The organism is Spirosoma jeollabukense (genome assembly GCF_054777855.1).
Window position 1 is genome coordinate 800,288 of sequence record NZ_BAAHAD010000002.1, and the last position, 19,204, is coordinate 819,491.

General features: G+C 49.5%; 21 protein-coding genes. 9 read left to right on the forward strand and 12 right to left on the reverse strand.

Annotation, left to right across the window (positions count from 1 at the left end; genetic code table 11):
• Positions 1-121: 121 nt before the first annotated feature.
• The 3 genes from ACYVEA_RS11670 to ACYVEA_RS11680 all read right to left on the reverse strand — a co-directional run bounded on the left by ACYVEA_RS11670 (position 122) and on the right by ACYVEA_RS11680 (position 2,645).
• Positions 122-1,486 (reverse strand): amidohydrolase family protein, encoded by a 1,365-nt coding sequence (locus ACYVEA_RS11670; RefSeq protein WP_461113600.1) that lies wholly within the window; start codon positions 1,484-1,486, stop codon positions 122-124.
• Positions 1,487-1,584: 98 nt separating this feature from the next.
• Positions 1,585-2,052: a hypothetical protein gene (locus tag ACYVEA_RS11675; protein ID WP_461113601.1), complete on the reverse strand. Its 468-nt coding sequence runs from the start codon at positions 2,050-2,052 to the stop codon at positions 1,585-1,587.
• Positions 2,053-2,141: 89 nt separating this feature from the next.
• Entirely contained in the window at positions 2,142-2,645 is a 504-nt protein-coding gene (locus ACYVEA_RS11680; RefSeq protein WP_461113602.1) for a cupin domain-containing protein, read from the reverse strand.
• A 278-nt stretch (positions 2,646-2,923) separates the two neighbouring features.
• Between ACYVEA_RS11680 and ACYVEA_RS11685 the strand changes: the two genes are divergently transcribed.
• The 4 genes from ACYVEA_RS11685 (at position 2,924) to ACYVEA_RS11700 (ending at position 7,559) form a co-directional block, all read left to right on the forward strand.
• Complete coding sequence (locus ACYVEA_RS11685) at positions 2,924-3,493, forward strand: Crp/Fnr family transcriptional regulator (RefSeq protein ID WP_461113603.1); 570 nt, start codon at positions 2,924-2,926, stop codon at positions 3,491-3,493.
• Between the two features lie 46 nt (positions 3,494-3,539).
• Positions 3,540-4,184, forward strand: coding sequence for an HAD-IA family hydrolase (locus tag ACYVEA_RS11690; RefSeq protein ID WP_461113604.1), 645 nt, complete (start codon positions 3,540-3,542; stop codon positions 4,182-4,184).
• A gap of 364 nt (positions 4,185-4,548) precedes the next feature.
• Entirely contained in the window at positions 4,549-4,887 is a 339-nt protein-coding gene (locus ACYVEA_RS11695; RefSeq protein WP_461113605.1) for a PadR family transcriptional regulator, read from the forward strand.
• Complete coding sequence (locus ACYVEA_RS11700) at positions 4,884-7,559, forward strand: ABC transporter permease (protein ID WP_461113606.1); 2,676 nt, start codon at positions 4,884-4,886, stop codon at positions 7,557-7,559. Before ACYVEA_RS11695 ends, ACYVEA_RS11700 begins: the two co-directional genes overlap by 4 nt.
• Before the next feature lie 29 nt (positions 7,560-7,588).
• Here the strand turns inward: ACYVEA_RS11700 and ACYVEA_RS11705 are convergent, their stop codons facing one another.
• From ACYVEA_RS11705 to ACYVEA_RS11745, 9 genes are all read right to left on the reverse strand, one after another.
• The gene (locus ACYVEA_RS11705) at positions 7,589-8,155 is read right to left on the reverse strand and encodes a DUF4256 domain-containing protein (protein ID WP_461114075.1); all 567 of its coding nucleotides are present in this window, start codon (positions 8,153-8,155) and stop codon (positions 7,589-7,591) included.
• A 5-nt stretch (positions 8,156-8,160) separates the two neighbouring features.
• Positions 8,161-8,568, reverse strand: a complete 408-nt coding sequence (locus ACYVEA_RS11710) for a DoxX family protein (protein ID WP_461113607.1) — start codon at positions 8,566-8,568, stop codon at positions 8,161-8,163.
• 6 nt (positions 8,569-8,574) lie between these two features.
• On the reverse strand, positions 8,575-9,057 hold the full coding sequence (locus ACYVEA_RS11715; RefSeq protein ID WP_461113608.1) for an SRPBCC domain-containing protein: 483 nt from the start codon (positions 9,055-9,057) through the stop codon (positions 8,575-8,577).
• 6 nt (positions 9,058-9,063) lie between these two features.
• On the reverse strand, positions 9,064-9,387 hold the full coding sequence (locus tag ACYVEA_RS11720; protein WP_461113609.1) for an ArsR/SmtB family transcription factor: 324 nt from the start codon (positions 9,385-9,387) through the stop codon (positions 9,064-9,066).
• Between the two features lie 161 nt (positions 9,388-9,548).
• Complete coding sequence (locus ACYVEA_RS11725) at positions 9,549-10,079, reverse strand: hypothetical protein (protein WP_461113610.1); 531 nt, start codon at positions 10,077-10,079, stop codon at positions 9,549-9,551.
• Positions 10,080-10,232: 153 nt separating this feature from the next.
• On the reverse strand, positions 10,233-10,886 hold the full coding sequence (locus ACYVEA_RS11730; protein ID WP_461113611.1) for a response regulator: 654 nt from the start codon (positions 10,884-10,886) through the stop codon (positions 10,233-10,235).
• 10 nt (positions 10,887-10,896) lie between these two features.
• Complete coding sequence (locus ACYVEA_RS11735; protein ID WP_461113612.1) at positions 10,897-13,923, reverse strand: ligand-binding sensor domain-containing protein; 3,027 nt, start codon at positions 13,921-13,923, stop codon at positions 10,897-10,899.
• A 120-nt stretch (positions 13,924-14,043) separates the two neighbouring features.
• Complete coding sequence (locus ACYVEA_RS11740) at positions 14,044-14,220, reverse strand: hypothetical protein (RefSeq protein WP_461113613.1); 177 nt, start codon at positions 14,218-14,220, stop codon at positions 14,044-14,046.
• A 45-nt stretch (positions 14,221-14,265) separates the two neighbouring features.
• Entirely contained in the window at positions 14,266-15,414 is a 1,149-nt protein-coding gene (locus ACYVEA_RS11745; protein ID WP_461113614.1) for an aldose epimerase family protein, read from the reverse strand.
• Positions 15,415-15,583: 169 nt separating this feature from the next.
• On the opposite strand from ACYVEA_RS11745, the gene ACYVEA_RS11750 reads away from it, so the two are divergent.
• The 5 genes from ACYVEA_RS11750 (at position 15,584) to ACYVEA_RS11770 (ending at position 19,086) form a co-directional block, all read left to right on the forward strand.
• Complete coding sequence (locus tag ACYVEA_RS11750; RefSeq protein WP_461113615.1) at positions 15,584-16,486, forward strand: histone deacetylase family protein; 903 nt, start codon at positions 15,584-15,586, stop codon at positions 16,484-16,486.
• Between the two features lie 116 nt (positions 16,487-16,602).
• Entirely contained in the window at positions 16,603-17,364 is a 762-nt protein-coding gene (locus tag ACYVEA_RS11755) for an HpcH/HpaI aldolase family protein (RefSeq protein ID WP_461113616.1), read from the forward strand.
• 116 nt (positions 17,365-17,480) lie between these two features.
• A complete protein-coding gene (rplU, locus tag ACYVEA_RS11760; RefSeq protein ID WP_093824458.1) occupies positions 17,481-17,798 on the forward strand; it encodes a 50S ribosomal protein L21 in 318 nt (105 codons plus the stop codon).
• Positions 17,799-17,877: 79 nt separating this feature from the next.
• Entirely contained in the window at positions 17,878-18,183 is a 306-nt protein-coding gene (rpmA, locus tag ACYVEA_RS11765) for a 50S ribosomal protein L27 (RefSeq protein ID WP_461113617.1), read from the forward strand.
• A gap of 300 nt (positions 18,184-18,483) precedes the next feature.
• On the forward strand, positions 18,484-19,086 hold the full coding sequence (locus tag ACYVEA_RS11770) for a NifU family protein (protein ID WP_461113618.1): 603 nt from the start codon (positions 18,484-18,486) through the stop codon (positions 19,084-19,086).
• Positions 19,087-19,204 lie beyond the last annotated feature (118 nt).

Sequence of the window (19,204 nt, forward strand, 5' to 3'; positions counted from 1 at the left end):
TGGAATAAGGTAATGCCCAAACTGGTTTATTGCTGTAATAAACTGTTGAAAGGGGGCCGTGAATCGCGCGGGTATCTATCTACGGGACCCGTGCAGTCTTCCCGCGGGCAATACTGACTGGTTAAACCGATGCTAAACTGGCCATTAGTGCCTTTTCGACTAAATAGCTGGAGGTACGAGCGGCCTGTTGTCGCACGCTTGCCAGGTGCGGATGGAGTAGGCGACCCTGGCGTTTGACAGCTTTTCCGGCCACAAATACCGAATCGACGTTGGCGACATTTGCCTGCGACACAATGGCGGCTATGGGATCACCAACCGGCGACAGGTTCAACGTATCGGTATTCAACATGATCAAATCCGCTTGTTTGCCGGGTACTAATGAGCCCGTTTTTCGATCCAGGTTCAGGACTTTGGCTCCGTTTATGGTCGCCCATGTCAAGGCTTCAGTCATCGTGAGCGATACGCTTTGTGGCATCTCGCCAGCCCGTAGCAGTTGATCATTGACCAGTGCCCGTTCCGTTTGTAAGGCCATACGCATTTGGGTAAACAGCTCACCACTGACGCCAGAAACCACATCAACGCCCAGCGAAGGGGCCAAGCCGCCCGCAATAGCCTTGCCCGTAGCCGGAAAGCCCAGGCCCATCTGCATTTCAACTTCGGGCGTAATGGACACGGAGCAGCCGCTGTTGGCGAGTTGTTTAAAGTCCTCAACAGTCAGGTAGTTGCCGTGGGCGAAGTTTAAATCCGGCCCCAGCAGACCCGCCGAAGCCAAGTGTTGGACAGCCTGGTATTTATCGGCGAATGTTCCGCAGCCTGCATGCATTGAAATCGGCAGATTGAGCCGACGGCCCAGGGTTATGTCCTGAACAGCTACGTCAAAGGTGGAATATTCCGGCCCTCGAATGGCCATCGCTGGAGTAACCAACTGATCGGAAGAGCTGAAATGCTGCTGGATGATACGTTCAATATCAGTTGGGTGCACCAGGTTGCTTTCATAAAACCATTCCCAAACCGACGTACCGGGTGTGCCGTAGCCAAAGACCGCCCGGATGCCTGAATCTTTCAACCCCGCAATGGCGCTGTCGGCGTGGTCGGGCGTATTCATAATGTGCGACCAGTCGAACAGGGTGGTAATGCCCGCATCCAGGGCTTCGAGCGACCCCAGCAAATTAGCTGTGTACACATCCTGTGCCCGGAACGAAGCGGCCAGTGGTCCCAGCACATGCTGTAGATAGTCCATGAGTGAATAATCGCCGGCGGTGCCTCGTACGACACTCTCCCAAACGTGCCGGTGGGTGTCAATAAAACCAGGCATAACAATCATGTTGCTGGCGTCGATTATGTCACAATCATCGGCATCGATATCGGGTTGAATCGCCGTGATTCGCTCGCCGGTGATGAGCACATCGGCGCGTTTAAAGACATGGCGTTGCTCATCCATCGTGACGACGCAGCCACCTTTCAAAAGGACTTTGTTTGTTTTCATGATATGGTTAAAATGTTAACTGTTGCATAAAATAGGCGGACATAGGTGTCCCGGCTGACCCATTAAGGTCAGAAAAACAGGGATTGATGATTGGGAGTTTATAGGGATTTAGCGTGCTGCATAATCCATAATTCGGCCTGCGTCAGGCTCTCAAAAAGGAGCGTAGGAACCTGCCAGGATTTCTGCTGCTGCAACGCTACCGACGACATCTTTGAAAACAGATCGGGTGACGTAATGCTGAGATTATACCGCAGTCCGGCCTGGTAGCATCGGGGAAACATTTCGCTGTTGATCCAGTCGACTACGCCAATCCAGGCGCCTTCTATCTCTTTGGTATCGTGAACATGAACCCGGCATTTTCGGGTAAGTCCCTCGCTGAGTTGCCAGGCCATCATTTTCAGAGAGGCTTGCTTCACTTCCTCTTCGGACGAATAGCCCACCCATTTCATCAGCAAATAGTTTTTGTTGGGCTCGTAGCTAAGCACTGCGTAGATCTCACCAGCCTCGTTTCTTATTTTTTCGATGGTAGCCACCTGTTTTGGTTTTGCCTGATTAAAAGTAGCCAAAAGCGGGTTCGGGCGCAAGGTAGAAAACGGAGCTGCATGCATACACCAGGCGGGGAGTTTAGAGTCGATTTTACGGTTTGTTATTCATGTTAGCTGACCATTTCGGGCAGATGAAAGGTTACCTCATGTTGGGGAGCCAATTGAAGAAAGTCAGTTATATCCAGCGCTGAGAAATCCGGGACCTTCGTCAGATCGGGAATATCCTGAACGGAACGTACTGGCTTGCCAACGGCTCGAAAATAGTCCTCCAGTTTCCCCGGCATGGCACAAGTCAGTAGCTTGCCTGCTGTAGCGCCAACATTCCTGAACGTATGCAGGGCATTGCCGGGAATTTTGATAACGGCACCCGTAGTAGCCGGAATCGGCGTGGTGGGATCATGGAGTATAAATTCAAACGACCCATCCACTACGTAGAAAATTTCCTCATCGGGATGGCTATGGGGTGGTGGCCCGGCCAGGGGTGGAACGATGTCTTCCCAGATGGAATATCGGCCTGCGGTTGCTTTGGCGGGTACCAGTAAGGTGATCAGGTCGGTCAAGACTAAAAGCTGCTCGTAGCTTTCGGTTAGCAAGTTGTCTGTGTAGTTGTTCATGTTGTTTCTGTTTTTTGTTGCTGCAAAGTAAAGGCCCGTTATGGCCTGCCACATTTGATTCAAATCACAAAATCAACGACACTCCCAACGTAGATAACGTAGTAGAACAGCCAAGGCTGGAATTCATTTTCAATTGACTCCATCAGCTTAACAGATCAATCATCATCTGTAGCAATTCATACGGAATCGGATTGATTCAGGAGGGGTTGGTAGAGACTTTTATAGAAGTAAGCAATCTGTATTTTCTGACAGGATCAAAAAAATAAAAACCCCACTTTATGCGTGTTCTATTCAATATTGAGCGACTGATCAATCCATCGGCGGAAGAAAAGGCGGCCCTGGAAAAAGTACTACATAGCCGAACATTGAAAAAGAATGAACATTTTCTAAAAGAGGGGGATCCCTGTACTAGTATTGCGTTTATTGAAAAAGGCACTGTCCGTTCGTATTATCAGCTTGAGGATCGGGATGTATGTAAGGATTTTACATTTGAAAACGGCCTGATTGGCTCCTTTGCTGGATTCTTCGCCCAGGCACCCTCTTCCATAAATATTGAAGCGCTGGAAGAAACCCAATTGATCGAACTCTTTTATGAAGATGTGTTGTGGCTTTACGATCATTTTCCTGCCTGGCAAAAATTGGGTCGGATCATTGCCCAGGACCAGTTTATTAGGGCTGAAAAACGAGAAGCAGCCTTTTTGAAAGACCATCCGGAAGTGCGCTTTCGATCGTTAGTGGATGAGCATCCCAAGATTTTTAAACGGGTTCCGCTGCAATACATCGCCAGTTATCTGGGTATCACCCGGGAAACGCTAAGCCGGTATCGTGGCAAGTTAAAAACAAGCTGATACCCTATTTTTGCGTAAGATAGACACCAGGCTGCTTACGAACACCATGAATTATAAGCTGATTATTTTCGACTTCGACGGTACACTGGCCGACTCATTTCCGTATTTTTTGCGTACTGTAAATGTCCTGGCCACTACGTATAATTTTCCGACAATCAACACCGAAGACGTTGAGCAATTGCGGGGGCTCGACGCCCGGCAGATGATGAAACGCGCCAAGCTGCCAGCCTGGAAAATCCCGCTCATTGCCCGTTCGTTTATTCGCTTAATGGCCAGAGATATCGATCAGATACCGCTATTTGACGGTATCCCCGAATTGTTGAAGACCTTGGCCGATCGGGGCGTTAAGCTGGCTATTGTCAGTTCGAATAGCGAGGAGAATATTCGCCGGATACTGGGTGCTGAAAGTGCCTCGCTGATAACGTATTACGGCTGTGGTACGTCGCTGTTCGGGAAGCAGCATAAATTCAAAAAAGCGATGGCAGCAAGTCGTGTTACCCCAACTGAAACGCTCTGCGTGGGTGATGAAGTCCGGGATATCGAAGCGGCCAGGGAAGCAACGGCGACCGCCGGAGCGGTCGTCTGGGGATACACCCGTCCTGATGTGTGGGAAGCCTACACGGATAGTATCGTTTTCAATACACCGGATGATATTGAAAGAACGGTGCTTGGGTATAAAACAGCCAAATGACGCATTGATTTGTGATGGTTAAGGCTTGAAATTCGTCCTTTCGGGACACTGCATATCCTTAAGATTACGCTGTTAAGTCCCTGACGGGGCAAAATAAACCTGCTGCGAATCAATCTAACCCCGAATCCACGTTAAAAGACGAAACTTCCCTTATAGCTTCTCCTAATTCCCTTGCAGATTCGTCCCGAATCGTACAAACTATGTCCGTAAATGGACAGGCAACTGCCCGTTTATTTTACCAAAAAGGCTATCTGCGCAGCCTGAACAGCCTTTTGTTGACTTGGCAATCTATTTGCTATACAAATGAGTAGGATAGTTGCAAATAGGCGTATGTACGGGTCGAAAATCCATTCGTAATTCAGGTATGAAAGGCACGCAATTAGGAGAATTTGAGGAGATCGTTCTATTGGCCATCGCACTGCTCTACGATGACGCTTACAGCGTGGCCGTTGTGGAAGAGCTAGGCCAGCGGTTGGAGCGACCCATGAGCCTGGGCGCGGTTCACCGGACGATGCAGCGACTCGAAGAAAAGGGACTGGTGCACTCGCGGTTCGGTGAGTCGACTGCCGAGCGGGGAGGCCGACGCAAGCGCTTGTTTACCGTAACAGCTGCCGGAGAGGAGGTATTGCAGGAAGCGCGACGGATACGTAACGAGCTGTGGGCTGATATTCCAAAAGCCGCTTTTGGAGGGAGTGTCGCATGAACCGCAAACCAATTTTTCCCCAAAATAAACCACCCCGGTGGGCGCAACGTCTGCTGGAACGAATGACGGCTCCGTATCTGCGGGAAGAGATTCAGGGCGATATGGAGGAGTTGTTCCATAAACGGGGCCAGCGTAGTGGGTACACCAAAGCCCGGCTGCTATACGTAGTGGATTTGATTCTGTTGCTCCATCCGAGGCTCTGGCGACGTGAACCCACTCATTATGTCAAACCTCGATATTCTAAATATACTGACATTCCTAAACCCTTTCTTCATCCTGATATGATCCGCAATTATCTCAAAATCGCCTTTCGAAATCTAGCTAAAAACAAATCGTATTCCGCCATCACTATCGGTGGATTGGCCGTGGGCATGGCAGTATCGATGCTCATCGGTCTGTGGATATGGGACGAATTATCGTATAACAAACACCATAAAAACTACGAAACTATCTACGAGGTAAAAATGCACCAGACCTTCGACGGTCACCGGGGGACCCAGGATGCGTTACCCTATCCGATAGGGGAAGAGCTAACGTCCAATTACCCCGACTTTAAGGCGGTGGTGATGTATGAGCGAGGTGATGGGCATCGTTCGCTGGTCGTTGGTAACCAAAAAATCCTCAAATACGGACTTTTCATCGGGCAGGACGCCATTGATATGTTTTCGCTGAACGTCCTGAATGGCGATAAAAATCCATTAAAAGAACCGTATTCGATTGTGCTGACGGATGAAACGGCCCATGCCCTTTTCGGAAACCAAAATCCTGTTGGTAAGCTCCTCAAAATGGATAATACCGTCGATTTGAAAGTAACGGCTGTTGTCGCCAGACAACCCAAAAATGCTACGCTTCAGTTTGACTACCTGCTGCCCTGGCACTTGCAGGAGAAAATCTACGATTGGGTAGTGAAATACCACAAAACGAACTGGGGGAACAATTCCTGGGGCGCTTTTGCCCAACTCAAAGAGGGCATCGATCCCGCGCAAACTAACGCAAAAATAAAAGATGTGATTGTAACTCATTTGGCGAATGAGCCTAATATGAGGACACTCGTGAAGCCAGAATTGTTCCTGCATCCCATGGCCAAATGGCAGCTCTACTCAGAGTTTACCGAAGGAAAAAACACAGGTGGTTTTATTAAATACGTACGTCTGTTTGGCATTTTCGGTGTGTTTATTCTGGTGATTGCCTGTATCAATTTCATGAATCTCAGTACGGCCCGTTCTGAAAAACGAGCCCGGGAAGTGGGCGTTCGGAAAGCCGTTGGCTCGGGTCGTGAGCAGCTGATTGGCCAGTTTTTGAGTGAGTCAACCTTGATCGCTGCTTTGGCGCTGTTGCTGGCATTGAGTCTCGTCACACTTTCGCTACCTTATTTCAATACGCTTACCGGAAAAACGATGGCTATTGACTTCGGGAATCCCGTTTTCTGGGGTATTATAATCGTTTTTACGTTGTTCACCGGCTTACTGGCGGGCAGTTATCCAGCGCTTTACTTGTCGTCATTCAACCCCGTGACGATCCTGAAAGGGGGCATTCATGCCGGTCAACGTGCGTCACTACCTCGGAAAATCCTGGTTGTCGTTCAGTTTACCTTTTCCATTGTGCTGATGATTGGTACGATCATCATTTATCAGCAGATACAGTACGGTAAAAACCGACCGGCTGGTTTTACCAACAAAGGCCTCGTTTCGGTGAACTCTTCCAGCAGTTTAATGACTCATTTTGAAGCCCTTCGGACCGAATTACTCGCTACGGGTGCGGTATCCTCAATTTGCCAGACTAATTCGCCACCCACCGAAATTTGGAGCAGCAATAGCGGATGGGAATGGAAGGGATCAACACCCGAAGATAAATCGGCTATTTTCACGACCATTACCACCAACTACGACTACATCAAAACAATAGGCATCAGGCTCAAAGAAGGACGAGATTTTTCCAGAGACTTTACGACCGATTCGTTGGGCGTACTTTTAAATGAATCGGCTGTCAAACGCATGGGGTTGAAACATCCGATTGGTGAGAAACTAAGATGGGCCGGAAAAGATCGAACCGTTGTGGGTGTAGTCCCCGACCTCGTCATGGAATCACCTTACCAAGCCATCCGCCCGTTAACCATTGTGTTCGAAAATTGGACAACTTTTCTCAACGTACGGATCAATCCAGCGGTAGCACCCTCCGTTGCCATCCAGAAAATCAAACCCATTTTTGATAGATACAATCCTGGCTTTCCGTTCGATTACAAATTTGCGGACATGGAGTACGACAAAAAATTCAATTACGAAGAACTCATTGGTAATCTTTCGGCCATTGTTTCTTTGCTGGCCATTTTCATCTCGTGTCTGGGCTTGTTTGGTCTAGCTTCGTTCATGGCCGAACAACGGACCAAAGAAATTGGCATCCGCAAAGTACTAGGTGCCAGCGTCGCCAATGTGTGGGCATTACTCTCAAAAGATTTCGTGCAACTCGTCATTATCTCCTGTTTAGTCGCTTCGCCTGTTGCCTGGTACGCCATGAATAAATGGCTGGAAAGCTATACGTACAAAATAAGTATTGGGGCTGGCGTATTTTTGATAGTGCTCATTGTTGCTCTGGTAATCACCTTATTGACAATAAGTTATCAGGCGGTAAAAGCCGCTTTGTTGAACCCGGTCAAGAGTCTGAAAAGCGAATAAATTATGCGGCCGGGGCTTTCGTGTACTCTTTAGACCCGTAGCGAGCCCCGGAAGCCCCTGGCTGCATAGTAGGAGTCGGCACCGTTGTGATACACAAAAACAGTACCGTAGCGGAAATCACCATAGAGAGCACCGCCGAGTTGTCTGATAGCAGCCGGGGTTAGGAGCCAGCTCGACGTTTTCGCGTCGAAATTTCCAAGCTTCTGCAGCGCCCGATAGTGCTCTTCCGTCAAAAGCTCAATGCCCATAGCAGCCGCCATATCCATAGCGGTATTTGCCGGTTTATTTTCTTTCCTTGCCTCCAGCGCGGCCCGGTCATAGCAAACACTTCGGCGGCCTTTTGGGCTTTCCGCTGAGCAATCATAAAAAATGTAGTCACCTGTCTTTTCATCATAACCGACAACATCCGGCTCACCACCGGTTGTTTCCATTTCGTTGAGCGCCCACAGTTTGCCGGTATTGGCGTCCAGCTTTGCCTGCACTTGAGCCCAGTCAAGCCCTTTATGGCGGTTCATGTTTTTCTCAAAACGGGCTTTTAACACGCTGAGTAATGCTTCACGTTGTTCTGGCGATACCTCTTTTTTCGGGCTATTCATGTTGTTCATGCGTTTATAGTGGCTTTACTGAACTGTTCGTCAACAATGATTTTTCTGTCGGCGGGCCTGAAATACCATGATACCAACGTGAGGGTTAGAAGTAACAGCGAAGGAGCTAGCTCCTGCATAAGATCACCCGATGCGATACGTGAGAATGTCGCGCCCGACATGGCAAAGAAAAAGCCTGCGTAAGCCCATTCTTTTACTAAAGGAAATTTCGGAATAAGCACCGCTACCACACCCAGAATTTTCCAGATACCCAGTAGGGTCAGAAAATAGACAGGATAGCCTAATTGGGTGATGTTGTCTACTTCTGTTTTTACTTTGGCCAACTGTACTATTCCGGTTGATAACATGCCCAGGGAAAGCCAGAGAGTGGCAATCCAGTAGATGATTTTATTTCGTTTTGTCATAGGAAATTATGTCAGTTTGCTTACGATGTCCTGCAACCGGTTATGGGCCATATTCATGCCCTGCGCGAAGGGTAACCGCAGCATCTGATCCCTGAGTGCGACGGATTTGTACACGATTTGCATCCTGAGTTGGCTGGTGTCGTCAGTTAGTTTTTCAAATTCCAGGAACTCAAGCTGAACGGCAAATTGGACCGGCGAACCGGGCGTATTTTCCATTTCAAATGTCCGGGTGATTTTCTGATTCGGCACAAACTCATGGATTACCCCATTGGCCCGAAACACTACGTTCCCGGTAGCATCTGTTGTTTCATACTGCCAGCTACCATGCTTTTTACTGTCGAGTTTCAGTACGTTCGTGCCCATCCATTGCGCAACAAGGTTGGGCTCTGCATGCGCTTTGAACAGTAATTCCAGGGGCAAATCAAATTCCCTCGTAATCACTAATTCCTGTTTACCATCTTCGGCCTTGATTTTTGTTTTTTGTCCCATAGTATTCTACTTCGCTGCCTGGTGGTTTTTCATTAGGGTTTCCAGTTTGTTGAATCGATCATCCCACATTTGTCGGAATGGTTCGATGAAGTCGGCCACTTCTTTCATTTTCTTGGCGCTGATGTGATAATAAATTTCCCGGCCATTCTGCTCCTGTTCGAGCAATTCGCACTCGGTGAGTATCTGCAGGTGTTTGGAAACAGTTGGCCGGGCGCTGTCGAAGTTGGCGGCTATGGCACCGGCTGTCATGGCTTGTGAGGCTACCAGCAGAAGGATCGCCCGTCTTGTCGGATCGGCTATGGCTTGAAATACGTCTCGTCTTAAGTTCATTGCGTAGTCATTTGACTACAAATATATGTGTAGTTATTTGGCTACGCAAATTTTCTGCGAAGAACTTTTCCGTGAAAGTGGATAGAGAGAGGCAGTGCTGTTGACGGTCGATTGTGTCGTCCCAGGAACGACCTGGCCGCAGCCAGTTTATGGGGAATTTCTTATGGGTGAGAAACACTGGAGTCGACTATGTTGCCAGCAGCCTGTGAGACCCTATGTCGTTTCATCACGAATGGCATAGCCAGCAACGTAATGGCACAGGCAATGGAAGGCATGTATCCAATAGGGCTAAAAATAACCGTCGGCAAACTGACCGCCACAATGACCAGGGCAACTCCAATTATCCGGCGCCGACTACCCGAAACCCCCCGAAACCACGCGCCAATCTGCCCGATCATGTATACCCCCAGTGATAGCAGAACAACGCCCATCAGGATAAGCGAGTAGAAGCGAAAATCGTACACGAAGGTTTTATCGATGAGCCGTTCCAGGGCGTGGTAACTAATTTCAAGCAGATGACCCGCGCCCATGAACGTAGCGATGGACGTAGCCCCGAATACTGCGAAAAAGGCAGGTAGTTTCCGTAAGGGCGCCTTTGCCTTGCGGACCATTCGGATGGTATTGATGAGGGTGAAGACGAAGCAAAGGCCTAAGACGGTAACGTCTATGTAATATAGGAAGAATGTGTTCACGGCAAAAGAAGGAATTAGTCAGTTTATTTCAACAAATCTCTGCCAGAGAGCCCGTTTGCAAAATAACCTTTTGCCTTAATTGCCATAAAATCGACCCAGACTGAGCAAGCAATTGATTGAATTGCCACGGCTCATCTCTTTTTTTTCGATGCACTATACCAACCCTTCGCGCATGGCTTTCAGGATGGCTTCGGTTTTGGAGTTGACCTGCAATTTGTCGTAGATATGACGGATGTGGGAGCGGACGGTATCGATGCTAATGTGCAGATCGTCGGCGATCAGTTTGTAGCTATATCCCGCTACCAACCCCTTGATGATATCCAGTTCGCGGCCCGATAGTTTATAATCTTCGCGGTCGGGTTGTGGGGCGGCTTTTTGTTGTAACTGAAAGAATTGCAGCACTTTCCGGGCAATGTTGGCCGTCATGGGCGAACCGCCCCGGTGGATATCGAAAATAGCCGCCACTATCTCCGACGGGGGCGTGTGTTTGAGCAGGTAGCCGCTTGCGCCGTTACGGATCGCCTGAAAAATCTTCTCGTCATTGTCAAACACCGTCAGCATCAGCACCTGCGTTTGGGGTGAGGTCGCTTTTACGATGGGCACGGCGTCGATACCACTCAGGCCGGGCAGGTCAATATCCATCAGCACCACGTCGGGACGTAGCGTTTGTAGTTCGTGGCGAATGTGGCTACAGTCGCCAAATGCACCAAGCAATTCCAGCCCCGGTGTCGCCTGAAATAGGTACGTAATGCCTTCGCGCAGATCGCGGTTGTCTTCGTAATAAATGATTTTAATGGTGTCCGTCATTGTGTTGCGCTCAAACCTTCATGGTTAATTCAATTTTAGTGCCCTGTTCCGGGGCTGACGTCAGGGTTAGCTGCCCTTTGATTTCATCCGCCCGTTTTTGCAGATTAGGCAGGCCATTACCCGTTCGCACGGTGGCTGCCTCAAAACCACGGCCGTTGTCCTGAATCACCAAACGAAGCTGCTTGGCTGTTACGTTTAGCGATACGTCGATGCGCGATGCTTCGGCGTATTTGACGGCATTGTTCAGACTTTCCTTGAAAATCAGGTACAGATTCCGACGCTGCTCAACATTCAGGCGCAGGCTGTCGAACGAGTCGGATACCTGCATCTGAAACTGAATATTTTTCGCTTCGGCCATCTTCAAGCCAAACTCGCGCATTCGGGTCACTACGTCCGCCAGGCTGTCATTCTTCGTCTGAATCGTCCAGATAATATCCTGCATGGATTCCGATAGGGTCGTGGCGCTCGTACTGATACGTTGTAGCACCGGCACGGCCTCGGGTCGAACGGGCGCAATCTGCTGCTGTACTACGTCGCTGAAGATACGAATGCTACTAAGTGTTGAGCCCATATCATCATGCAGGTCGGCTGCGATACGATCACGAATCCGTTCAAGTCGTCGACGTTGCCCTTCGCGGTACCTATAAATGGCATATAAAACAGCCACCACCAGTGCGACGCACAACACCCGAAACCAGCCGGTCTGCCAGTAAGCCGGTACGACGCGAAAGCCCAGGGTAGCGCCCCTCTGGTTCCAGACGCCATCGTTGTTAGCCGCTTTCACCCGAAAGGTATAATGGCCCGGTTCAAGGTTCGTATACGTAGCAATACGGCTGTCGGACGATACCCAGTCGTTGTCAAAACCGACCAACTGATAAGCGTAGCGGTTCTTTTCTGGCTGGCTGAAATTAAGGGCAGCAAACTCAATGGTCAGGGTAGTTTCGCCTGGCTGGAGATTCAGGGGTTCGCCTATTGAACGCGCTATGTTATTCACTTTTAGCCCCGTAATAACTACCGGTGGTGGGACGAGGTTTCGATGGAGATCATTGGGTTGTACGTAGTTGAATCCACCCGGATAGCCGATAAATAGCTCACCTTGGCGGTTCAGAGTAATTTCACCCGGAACAAATACCATTTTTTCGATCAGGCCACTTCCCTTGTCGTAGTACGTAAACTGGCCGGTTTTGGGGTTTAACTCATGCAGGCGGTCATCCGTCGCCATCCAGATATGCCCCCTGTTGTCCTCCGTGATACTAAAGACATGATCCGCCTGCAGGCCATTGGACAGCGTATAGGTTTGATCGATACGCCCCGTTGTGTCGGCACGAGCGACAAATCCGATTCCTGACATCCATACATGATCGGTGCGGTCAATAGAAAATGTGCTGTGTATGCGGTCAGTAGGCTGTATCGGTGACCCATGCAACACAATATGACGGGTTTGCCCACGGGTTGGATCGAGACAATACAACCCCAGGCCCGTTAATACCCAGATGCGACCCCGACTGTCTTCCTGAATGCGTCGCACGAAGCCAAGCCCAGCTGGAACGGGCAGCGGCCAGGCTCGAATTTGATCCGCGGTTGGGTCATAATAGAACAGCCCATCGTGCTCAGAACCAAGCCAGATACGCCCGTGATGGTCGGCATACGTAACCGATATAGCCTGTCGCTCGCGGTTGGGCAGGAAATGGTGAATGAATTGAGTTTGGCCTGTGGCAGGATCGTACCGCCCGACTCCCTGCGGCATGCCAACCCAAACACGCCCGCCGGTATCCTGCACAACGTTGAGGGCGTCGTAGGCAGCACCGCGTGAAGCCCGATTCATTGGAATCGGCTGAAGCTCACTCGTCTGTCGATTCCAGCTAAACAGACCAGCTCCGCGCACGGCGAGCCAGTAGCGGTTGTCATCGCGCCAATCCTGTCGCACGACCGTCACGAATGTTTTCTGGGTATTGTCCGTCGCTAAAAGTTTACGACCGAATTTGATCGCATAAGGATCTACCTTTTCCAGGCCACGATTGGTACCAATCCATAAAATACCCGTTTGCGAATCCCGGTAAAAACAGATCGCAGTCCCGCCGTTGTAGCTAAACCGATCGTTGGGAAAGTGACTGAAATTTACCTGTTGCTTTGTGGCTGGTACGTAGGCAGCCAGCCCCGTTGGTCCACCTCCCATCCACCAGAATGGCTGACCGTCAGGCAAATTGTCGGGTTGTAGGGTATGAATTGATGTCTGGGGCAGGAGCGTATAGGGCGCAAACTGGTCTAACTGAGCGTCGAAACGAAATACACCACGATCGGTAGTTATCAGTAACAGGCCCTTGTCGTCTTCGTACAAGGCACGAAGCTGCACAAGCGAGTCGCTACGTCCTTTACTGGCTGCCAGCGCGGGCCTATAACGGCCAGTTGTCGATTCGAAACGGTATAGATGACCGGCCTGATTGACCCAGAAGCGGCCAGCGTAGTCGAAATATGGCTCGGCGTAGGCATTGTCAATCACAGCAGGCAACGGGAAAGCCGTTAGCCGGAGCGTGTTTGGCTCAAGACGGTAGAGTTTATATTTCGACGAAAACCAGCCAAAACCCTGCTTGTCGAAACGTAGGGGAGACGTATAGTCATTGTCGGCCTGTCCGTCGCGTTGGGTGGGTACGGGAACAAGCTGGAACCGCTCCCGAATGGGGTCGAACTGGTAGAGGCCCCGGTTGGTAGCAACCCACAGAAAACCTTCCTTGTCTTCGGTCAGTCCACTGTCAACAATATAGCTGCCCAGCATGCCGCCCGGTCCGTTCTGCCGTCGATAGGTTTTAAACGTCAACCCATCAAAGCGGCTCAGGCCATTCGTCGTGCCAACCCATAAAAACCCGCGCCGATCTTTAAGAATGGCCGTTACGTAGTCGCTGGGCAACCCCTGGTCGGTCGTGAAGTGCTCAAACGAGGGCGTGGGCAACTGCGCCAGCGGGCTGACCGCTGGTAGCAGCCAGATCGCGATTGCTGCTAGCCGCCGTTGCCATCTCCGGGATTTGGGGACAAAACTCATTACCCAAAGATACTATGGCTGCGGCCCGCTTTGCAACGGCTCGTGGATCGCATAAAGATGCTACGTAGCACCCAGTCCGGTATTTGTCAATAAGATTCAAAGGTGACTGTAGCCCGTGCTTTATTGTTTGGCAAATAACCTGCGAACCATCATGACGCAGGCCATAAAGAGCATGACGTTCACAAAAAGGCCAAAATAATGACTTGTCGGATCATCCCGATAGGTCGTTACTACGTAGCAGATCGCCATCATACAGGCTATCCAAAAAAGCACCTGAGCCCACTTTCCTATCGTCATTGCGCAAATTCGTTTGCTGGTTTATCGTTGCCCCTGATGGCTAAATTACTTAACGGAGAACTTATAAATGGTCGTCGTTTGATAGGCTTTACCGGGACGTAGCACCGTACTGGGAAAGTTAGGATGGTTGGGTGAATCGGGGAAATGCTGCGTTTCCAGACAAAGACCAAAGCGACGCCGAAACTGGACGCCATTCTTGCCAACCAGGTTATTCGATAGATGATTTCCGGTATACAACTGCACGGCTGGTTCGGTGGTATACACTTCCATAAAACGCCCGCTGGTTGGTTCATAGACCGTAGCGCCAAGTTTTAATGCCGATGAGGTATCCGTAAAAACAAAGCAGTGATCATACCCGCTGCCGTAGCGAATTTGTACATCGGTGGTGTCGTTGATATGTGCGCCAATAACTGTTGGTTTGTTGAAGTCAAAAACCGTTCCGGCCACGGGCTTCAATTCACCCGTTGGAATTTGTTCGTCGTTCGTTGGCAGGTAGTTCGACGCCCGAATCATTACCTCATTATTCAGGATATCGTTCTTCATGCCGCTTAAATTAAAGTAGGCATGGTTCGTTAAATTGATAACCGTTGCTTTATCGGTCGTTGCGTGGTAATCAATCCGTAAAGCGTTGTCTTTCTGGAGGGTATATTTAACGTCTACGGATAAATTGCCCGGATACCCTTCTTCGCCATCTTTCGAGAGGTAGGTCAGCACCACCGCAGGCTCATTCCCATCAATAGCCTTAGCATTCCAGAGCTGTTTATCGAATCCTTTTGGGCCGCCATGAATATGGTTTTTGCGGTTGTTGGTCGCCAGGGTATATTCCTGGCCATCGAGCGTAAATTTTCCTTTTGCAATGCGATTTCCGTAACGACCAACGATCGGTCCGAAATTGGGGGTTCCCTTCAGGTATTCAGCAAAGGTTGTCATGCCCAGCGTAACCTCTTCCTGCTTTCCTGCTTTGTTTGGAGCGGTACACGAAACAATATACCCGCCGTAATTTGTAATCTGTACGGTCATGCCTGCCGCATTTCTAAGCGTAAACAGATCTGCCGTCCGTCCATCGGGAAATGTACCGAACACTGTTTTCTCAATACCCACTTTCGGCGCGGGTATGGGTGAATTTGCGTGGGAAGAAGGCATACTAATACTGAGTAATAACAGGCTAAGTGAGATGAATACGGGGAATTTCATAGAGAAAAAAGTTGATCGGATGAGGCAGGTAAAACGGATTTCGCGTCCGCTCCAACGTAGCGTGAAGGGCTTCATTTCCTGATAAAGGCATTTTACGGAAATTTCTAATCAACCCGGTTTGGTAACACAATCGGATGATGACCCGTTAAGAGAATGAATGGCTTACCCTATGCTTCAAATTGCATTTTCGCCGGTGTACCGGCTCCGATTACCCGAAGGGCACCGCTTCCCGATGCTCAAATATGAATTAATTCACGAGCAGTTACTCTACGAAGGTACGTGTACGGACGCTAATTTTTTCGCGCCCGCTCCGGTTGATGACCATTGGGTGTTGGGCGTTCATACCGCCAGCTACGTTCAAGCGCTAAAAACGGGATCTGTCGACGCTAAAATGATGCGCCGAATTGGCTTTCCACTCACCCCGGAACTGATTGAACGCGAATGGATCATTACCCAGGGAACGATTGACTGCACGCAAATTGCCTATCGCGATGGTGTCGCCATGAACATTGCGGGTGGGACGCACCACGCCTATCCCGACCGGGGCGAGGGTTTCTGTATGTTGAATGACGTAGGGGTTGCGTCTCATTACCTACTCGAAACCCGGCAGGCGCAGAAAATTCTGGTCATTGATCTGGACGTTCATCAGGGCAACGGCACAGCGGTCATGTTTCAGCAGGAACCGCGGGTCTTTACATTCAGTATGCACGGCAGAGACAATTATCCGCTTAAAAAAGAACAGTCTGATCTCGACATTGACTTCCCCTCAGGCACCACCGATGAGCTCTATCTAAATACACTCTACGATACGTTACCAAACCTGATCCAACGGGAGCAACCCGACTTCCTGTTCTACGTATCGGGAGTCGATATTCTGGCGTCAGACCGCCTGGGCAAGTTGAGTATCAGTCGAGAGGGCTGTCGGCAGCGGGACGTATTTGTTTTCGAGCAGGCTATTAAAAACGGTTTACCCATTGCCGTCTCGATGGGGGGCGGCTACTCGCCCCGCCTGACCGACATTGTTGAAGCCCACTGTAATACGTTCCGAACAGCGGCCGATCTTTTCTTCTGAGGGATTGGTGATTGCTTTTAAAACAGTTGGTAAAGCTAACGTGTAACGTACATTCATTCTGAAAAGTCATTTACTTTGCTTATCGACAGCCATTCAATTGGCGTTACGTGATCAATATGAAGCAAAACATTGTTAAAACCCGGCTCAAAAACAATCAGCCTGTTTTGGGTATCCTTTCGAATAGCACCGACCCAACCGTAGCTGAACTCTGTGGTTTTTCGGGGCTGGATTTTTACATGATCGACGGGGAGCATAGTCCCATCACCACGGCCCAAGTGCAGGATATTGTGCGGGCCTGCGAACTGAGCGGCATTACGCCCTTAGCGCGTGTTCGCAGCAATGATCCGAAATTGATTCTACAGTTTCTGGATGCGGGTGTCATGGGGATCATGATGCCCGCCGTTAGCACCGTAGCAGACGCGCAGGCGCTGGTTCAGGCCGTCAAATATCCACCGTTGGGCCTACGTGGATTTGCGCCCATGCGTGCCTGCGATTACTTACTGGGTACGATGAATCAGGGTGAATATGTGGAGTTTGCCAATGAACAAACGCTTGTTTTGCCGCAGATTGAAGATAAAGAAGCCATTGCCAATCTGGACGATCTGTTAACGGTTGAGGGCATCGACGGGTTTGTCATCGGACCGCGCGATCTGGCCATGAGTATGGGTTACTTCGACGGCCCCGGCCACGACGAAGTGAAACGAACGATTGCCGGTGTTGTCGATAAAATCAAAAAAGCGGGCCTGATTGCAGGTACCACGGCCGCTACGGGCGACCAGGCCAAAGCCCTGATTGATCGGGGTGTTTTGTTCTGCCTGAATTCGTTTGCCGGTTTGCTGAAATCAGCCGCTGGCGATTTCATGAAAGGAAGAGGGTGAGGTATGTATGATATAGGATGTATCATTAGCATAATTATTAAATCGTACATCCTATATTATATATCATACATTTTTTTTTACCTTTGCACCCTAATTTTCAATTTCATACAGATCACATGTACGCAATCGTAGAGATCGCAGGGCAGCAATTCAAGATCCAGAAAGGTCGCTTTATCTATACCCACCGGTTAGAGGGCGAAGTGGACGCTGCACTTGCCTCCGACAAGGTGAAAGTTCTCCTTGTTGACAACGAAGGGAGCATCAACATCGGTGCCCCGACCGTCGCTGGAGCGACGGTGTCGGCTAAAATCGTCGAACACCTGAAAGGGGAGAAGGTAATTATCTTCAAGAAGAAACGCCGGAAAGGATATAAAAAGAAAAACGGCCATCGTCAGTATCTGACGAAGGTTATGATCGAAGACATCACTATTTAGTAATCAGTCAATGGTCGATGGTCGATAGTATTGTAAAATGCTTACGGCTTATGACTTACGACTTACGACTTTTAACAAAATGGCACACAAGAAAGGTGTAGGTAGTTCCAAAAACGGCCGCGATTCGCACAGCAAACGCCTGGGCGTGAAATTGTTCGGCGGTCAGTCGGCCATTGCCGGCAACATTATTGTCCGCCAGCGCGGCACAAAGCACCATCCCGGCAAAAATGTTGGTTTGGGCAAAGATTATACACTGTTCGCCCTGGTTGATGGCACTGTGAAGTTCCGTCCAGGCCGCGATAGCCGGTCTTATGTAGATATTCTTCCTGCTGGTCCATCGGCTGTTGAAGCAACCCCGATAGCTGCAGCGCCTGCAGAAGCTTAAGGAAAAATAATTGAGCGAAAAACCCGTCTAACTACGTTGGACGGGTTTTTCGTGATAAACCTGTTCCTATTTTTAAAGCAGGTTAGAATGACCGTTTTTTGTCCTGCTGAGGAACGAAGCATCTTCGGTAATTGCAATAACATTTGCTCACCGAAGATGCTTCGTTCCTCAGCAGGACAAAGAAATACATAGAACAAAAACGGTCAAACAGGTTCGGTGTATAAGTAGCGCTAAAATCGCCTTCCTAAAAACTAAAAAAACGATGAGGCTGTTAGGGCTATAACCATAAATCGAAATTACATGAATCCTACGCTGAGCCGTCCCGTATCCATTTTTACGGAAGGAAGCCCCAATCCGAACTCAATGAAGTTCGTTGTTAATTTTGATCTTGTACCAGACGGCCTTTCGTTCGACTATGCCACCCCGGGCGATGCGCTCATTGAAGGAAAAGCGTCTCCCTTGGCCGTAGCCTTGTTTGGCTTTGAATTTGTACGTCGGGTGTTTATTTCGGGCAATTTCGTGACGCTTACGAAAGACGACGAAACAGACTGGGACGACGTATTATTTGAGATCAAATTATTTCTGAAAGACTATTTTGGTGAGCAGAAACCCGTTTTTTTGCAACGGACAATGGATGCCAACACCACAAAGCTGGACATGGATTCCGAAACTGTCCAGAAAATAAAAGCAGTGCTGGAGCAGTATATCAAGCCAGCTGTGGAATCGGACGGAGGAGCGATTAGTTTTTACTCGTTCGATGAGCCCAGTGGTACGGTAAAAGTACTTTTGCAGGGGTCGTGCAGTGGTTGCCCTTCATCGACACTAACGCTTAAGCAAGGTATTGAAAACTTACTGACCCGCTTGGTGCCAGAGGTAAAATTAGTAGAAGCCGAAGGGGTATAAGAGCAAGGGGCCTGGGGCAATGGGCAGAGAAAAATTCTTGGGTTATCCGTCTGCCCATTGCCCCAGGCACAACGTCCTTTCGTAAAAATAAATCCGTCATTGGCCAACCCCGGTGACG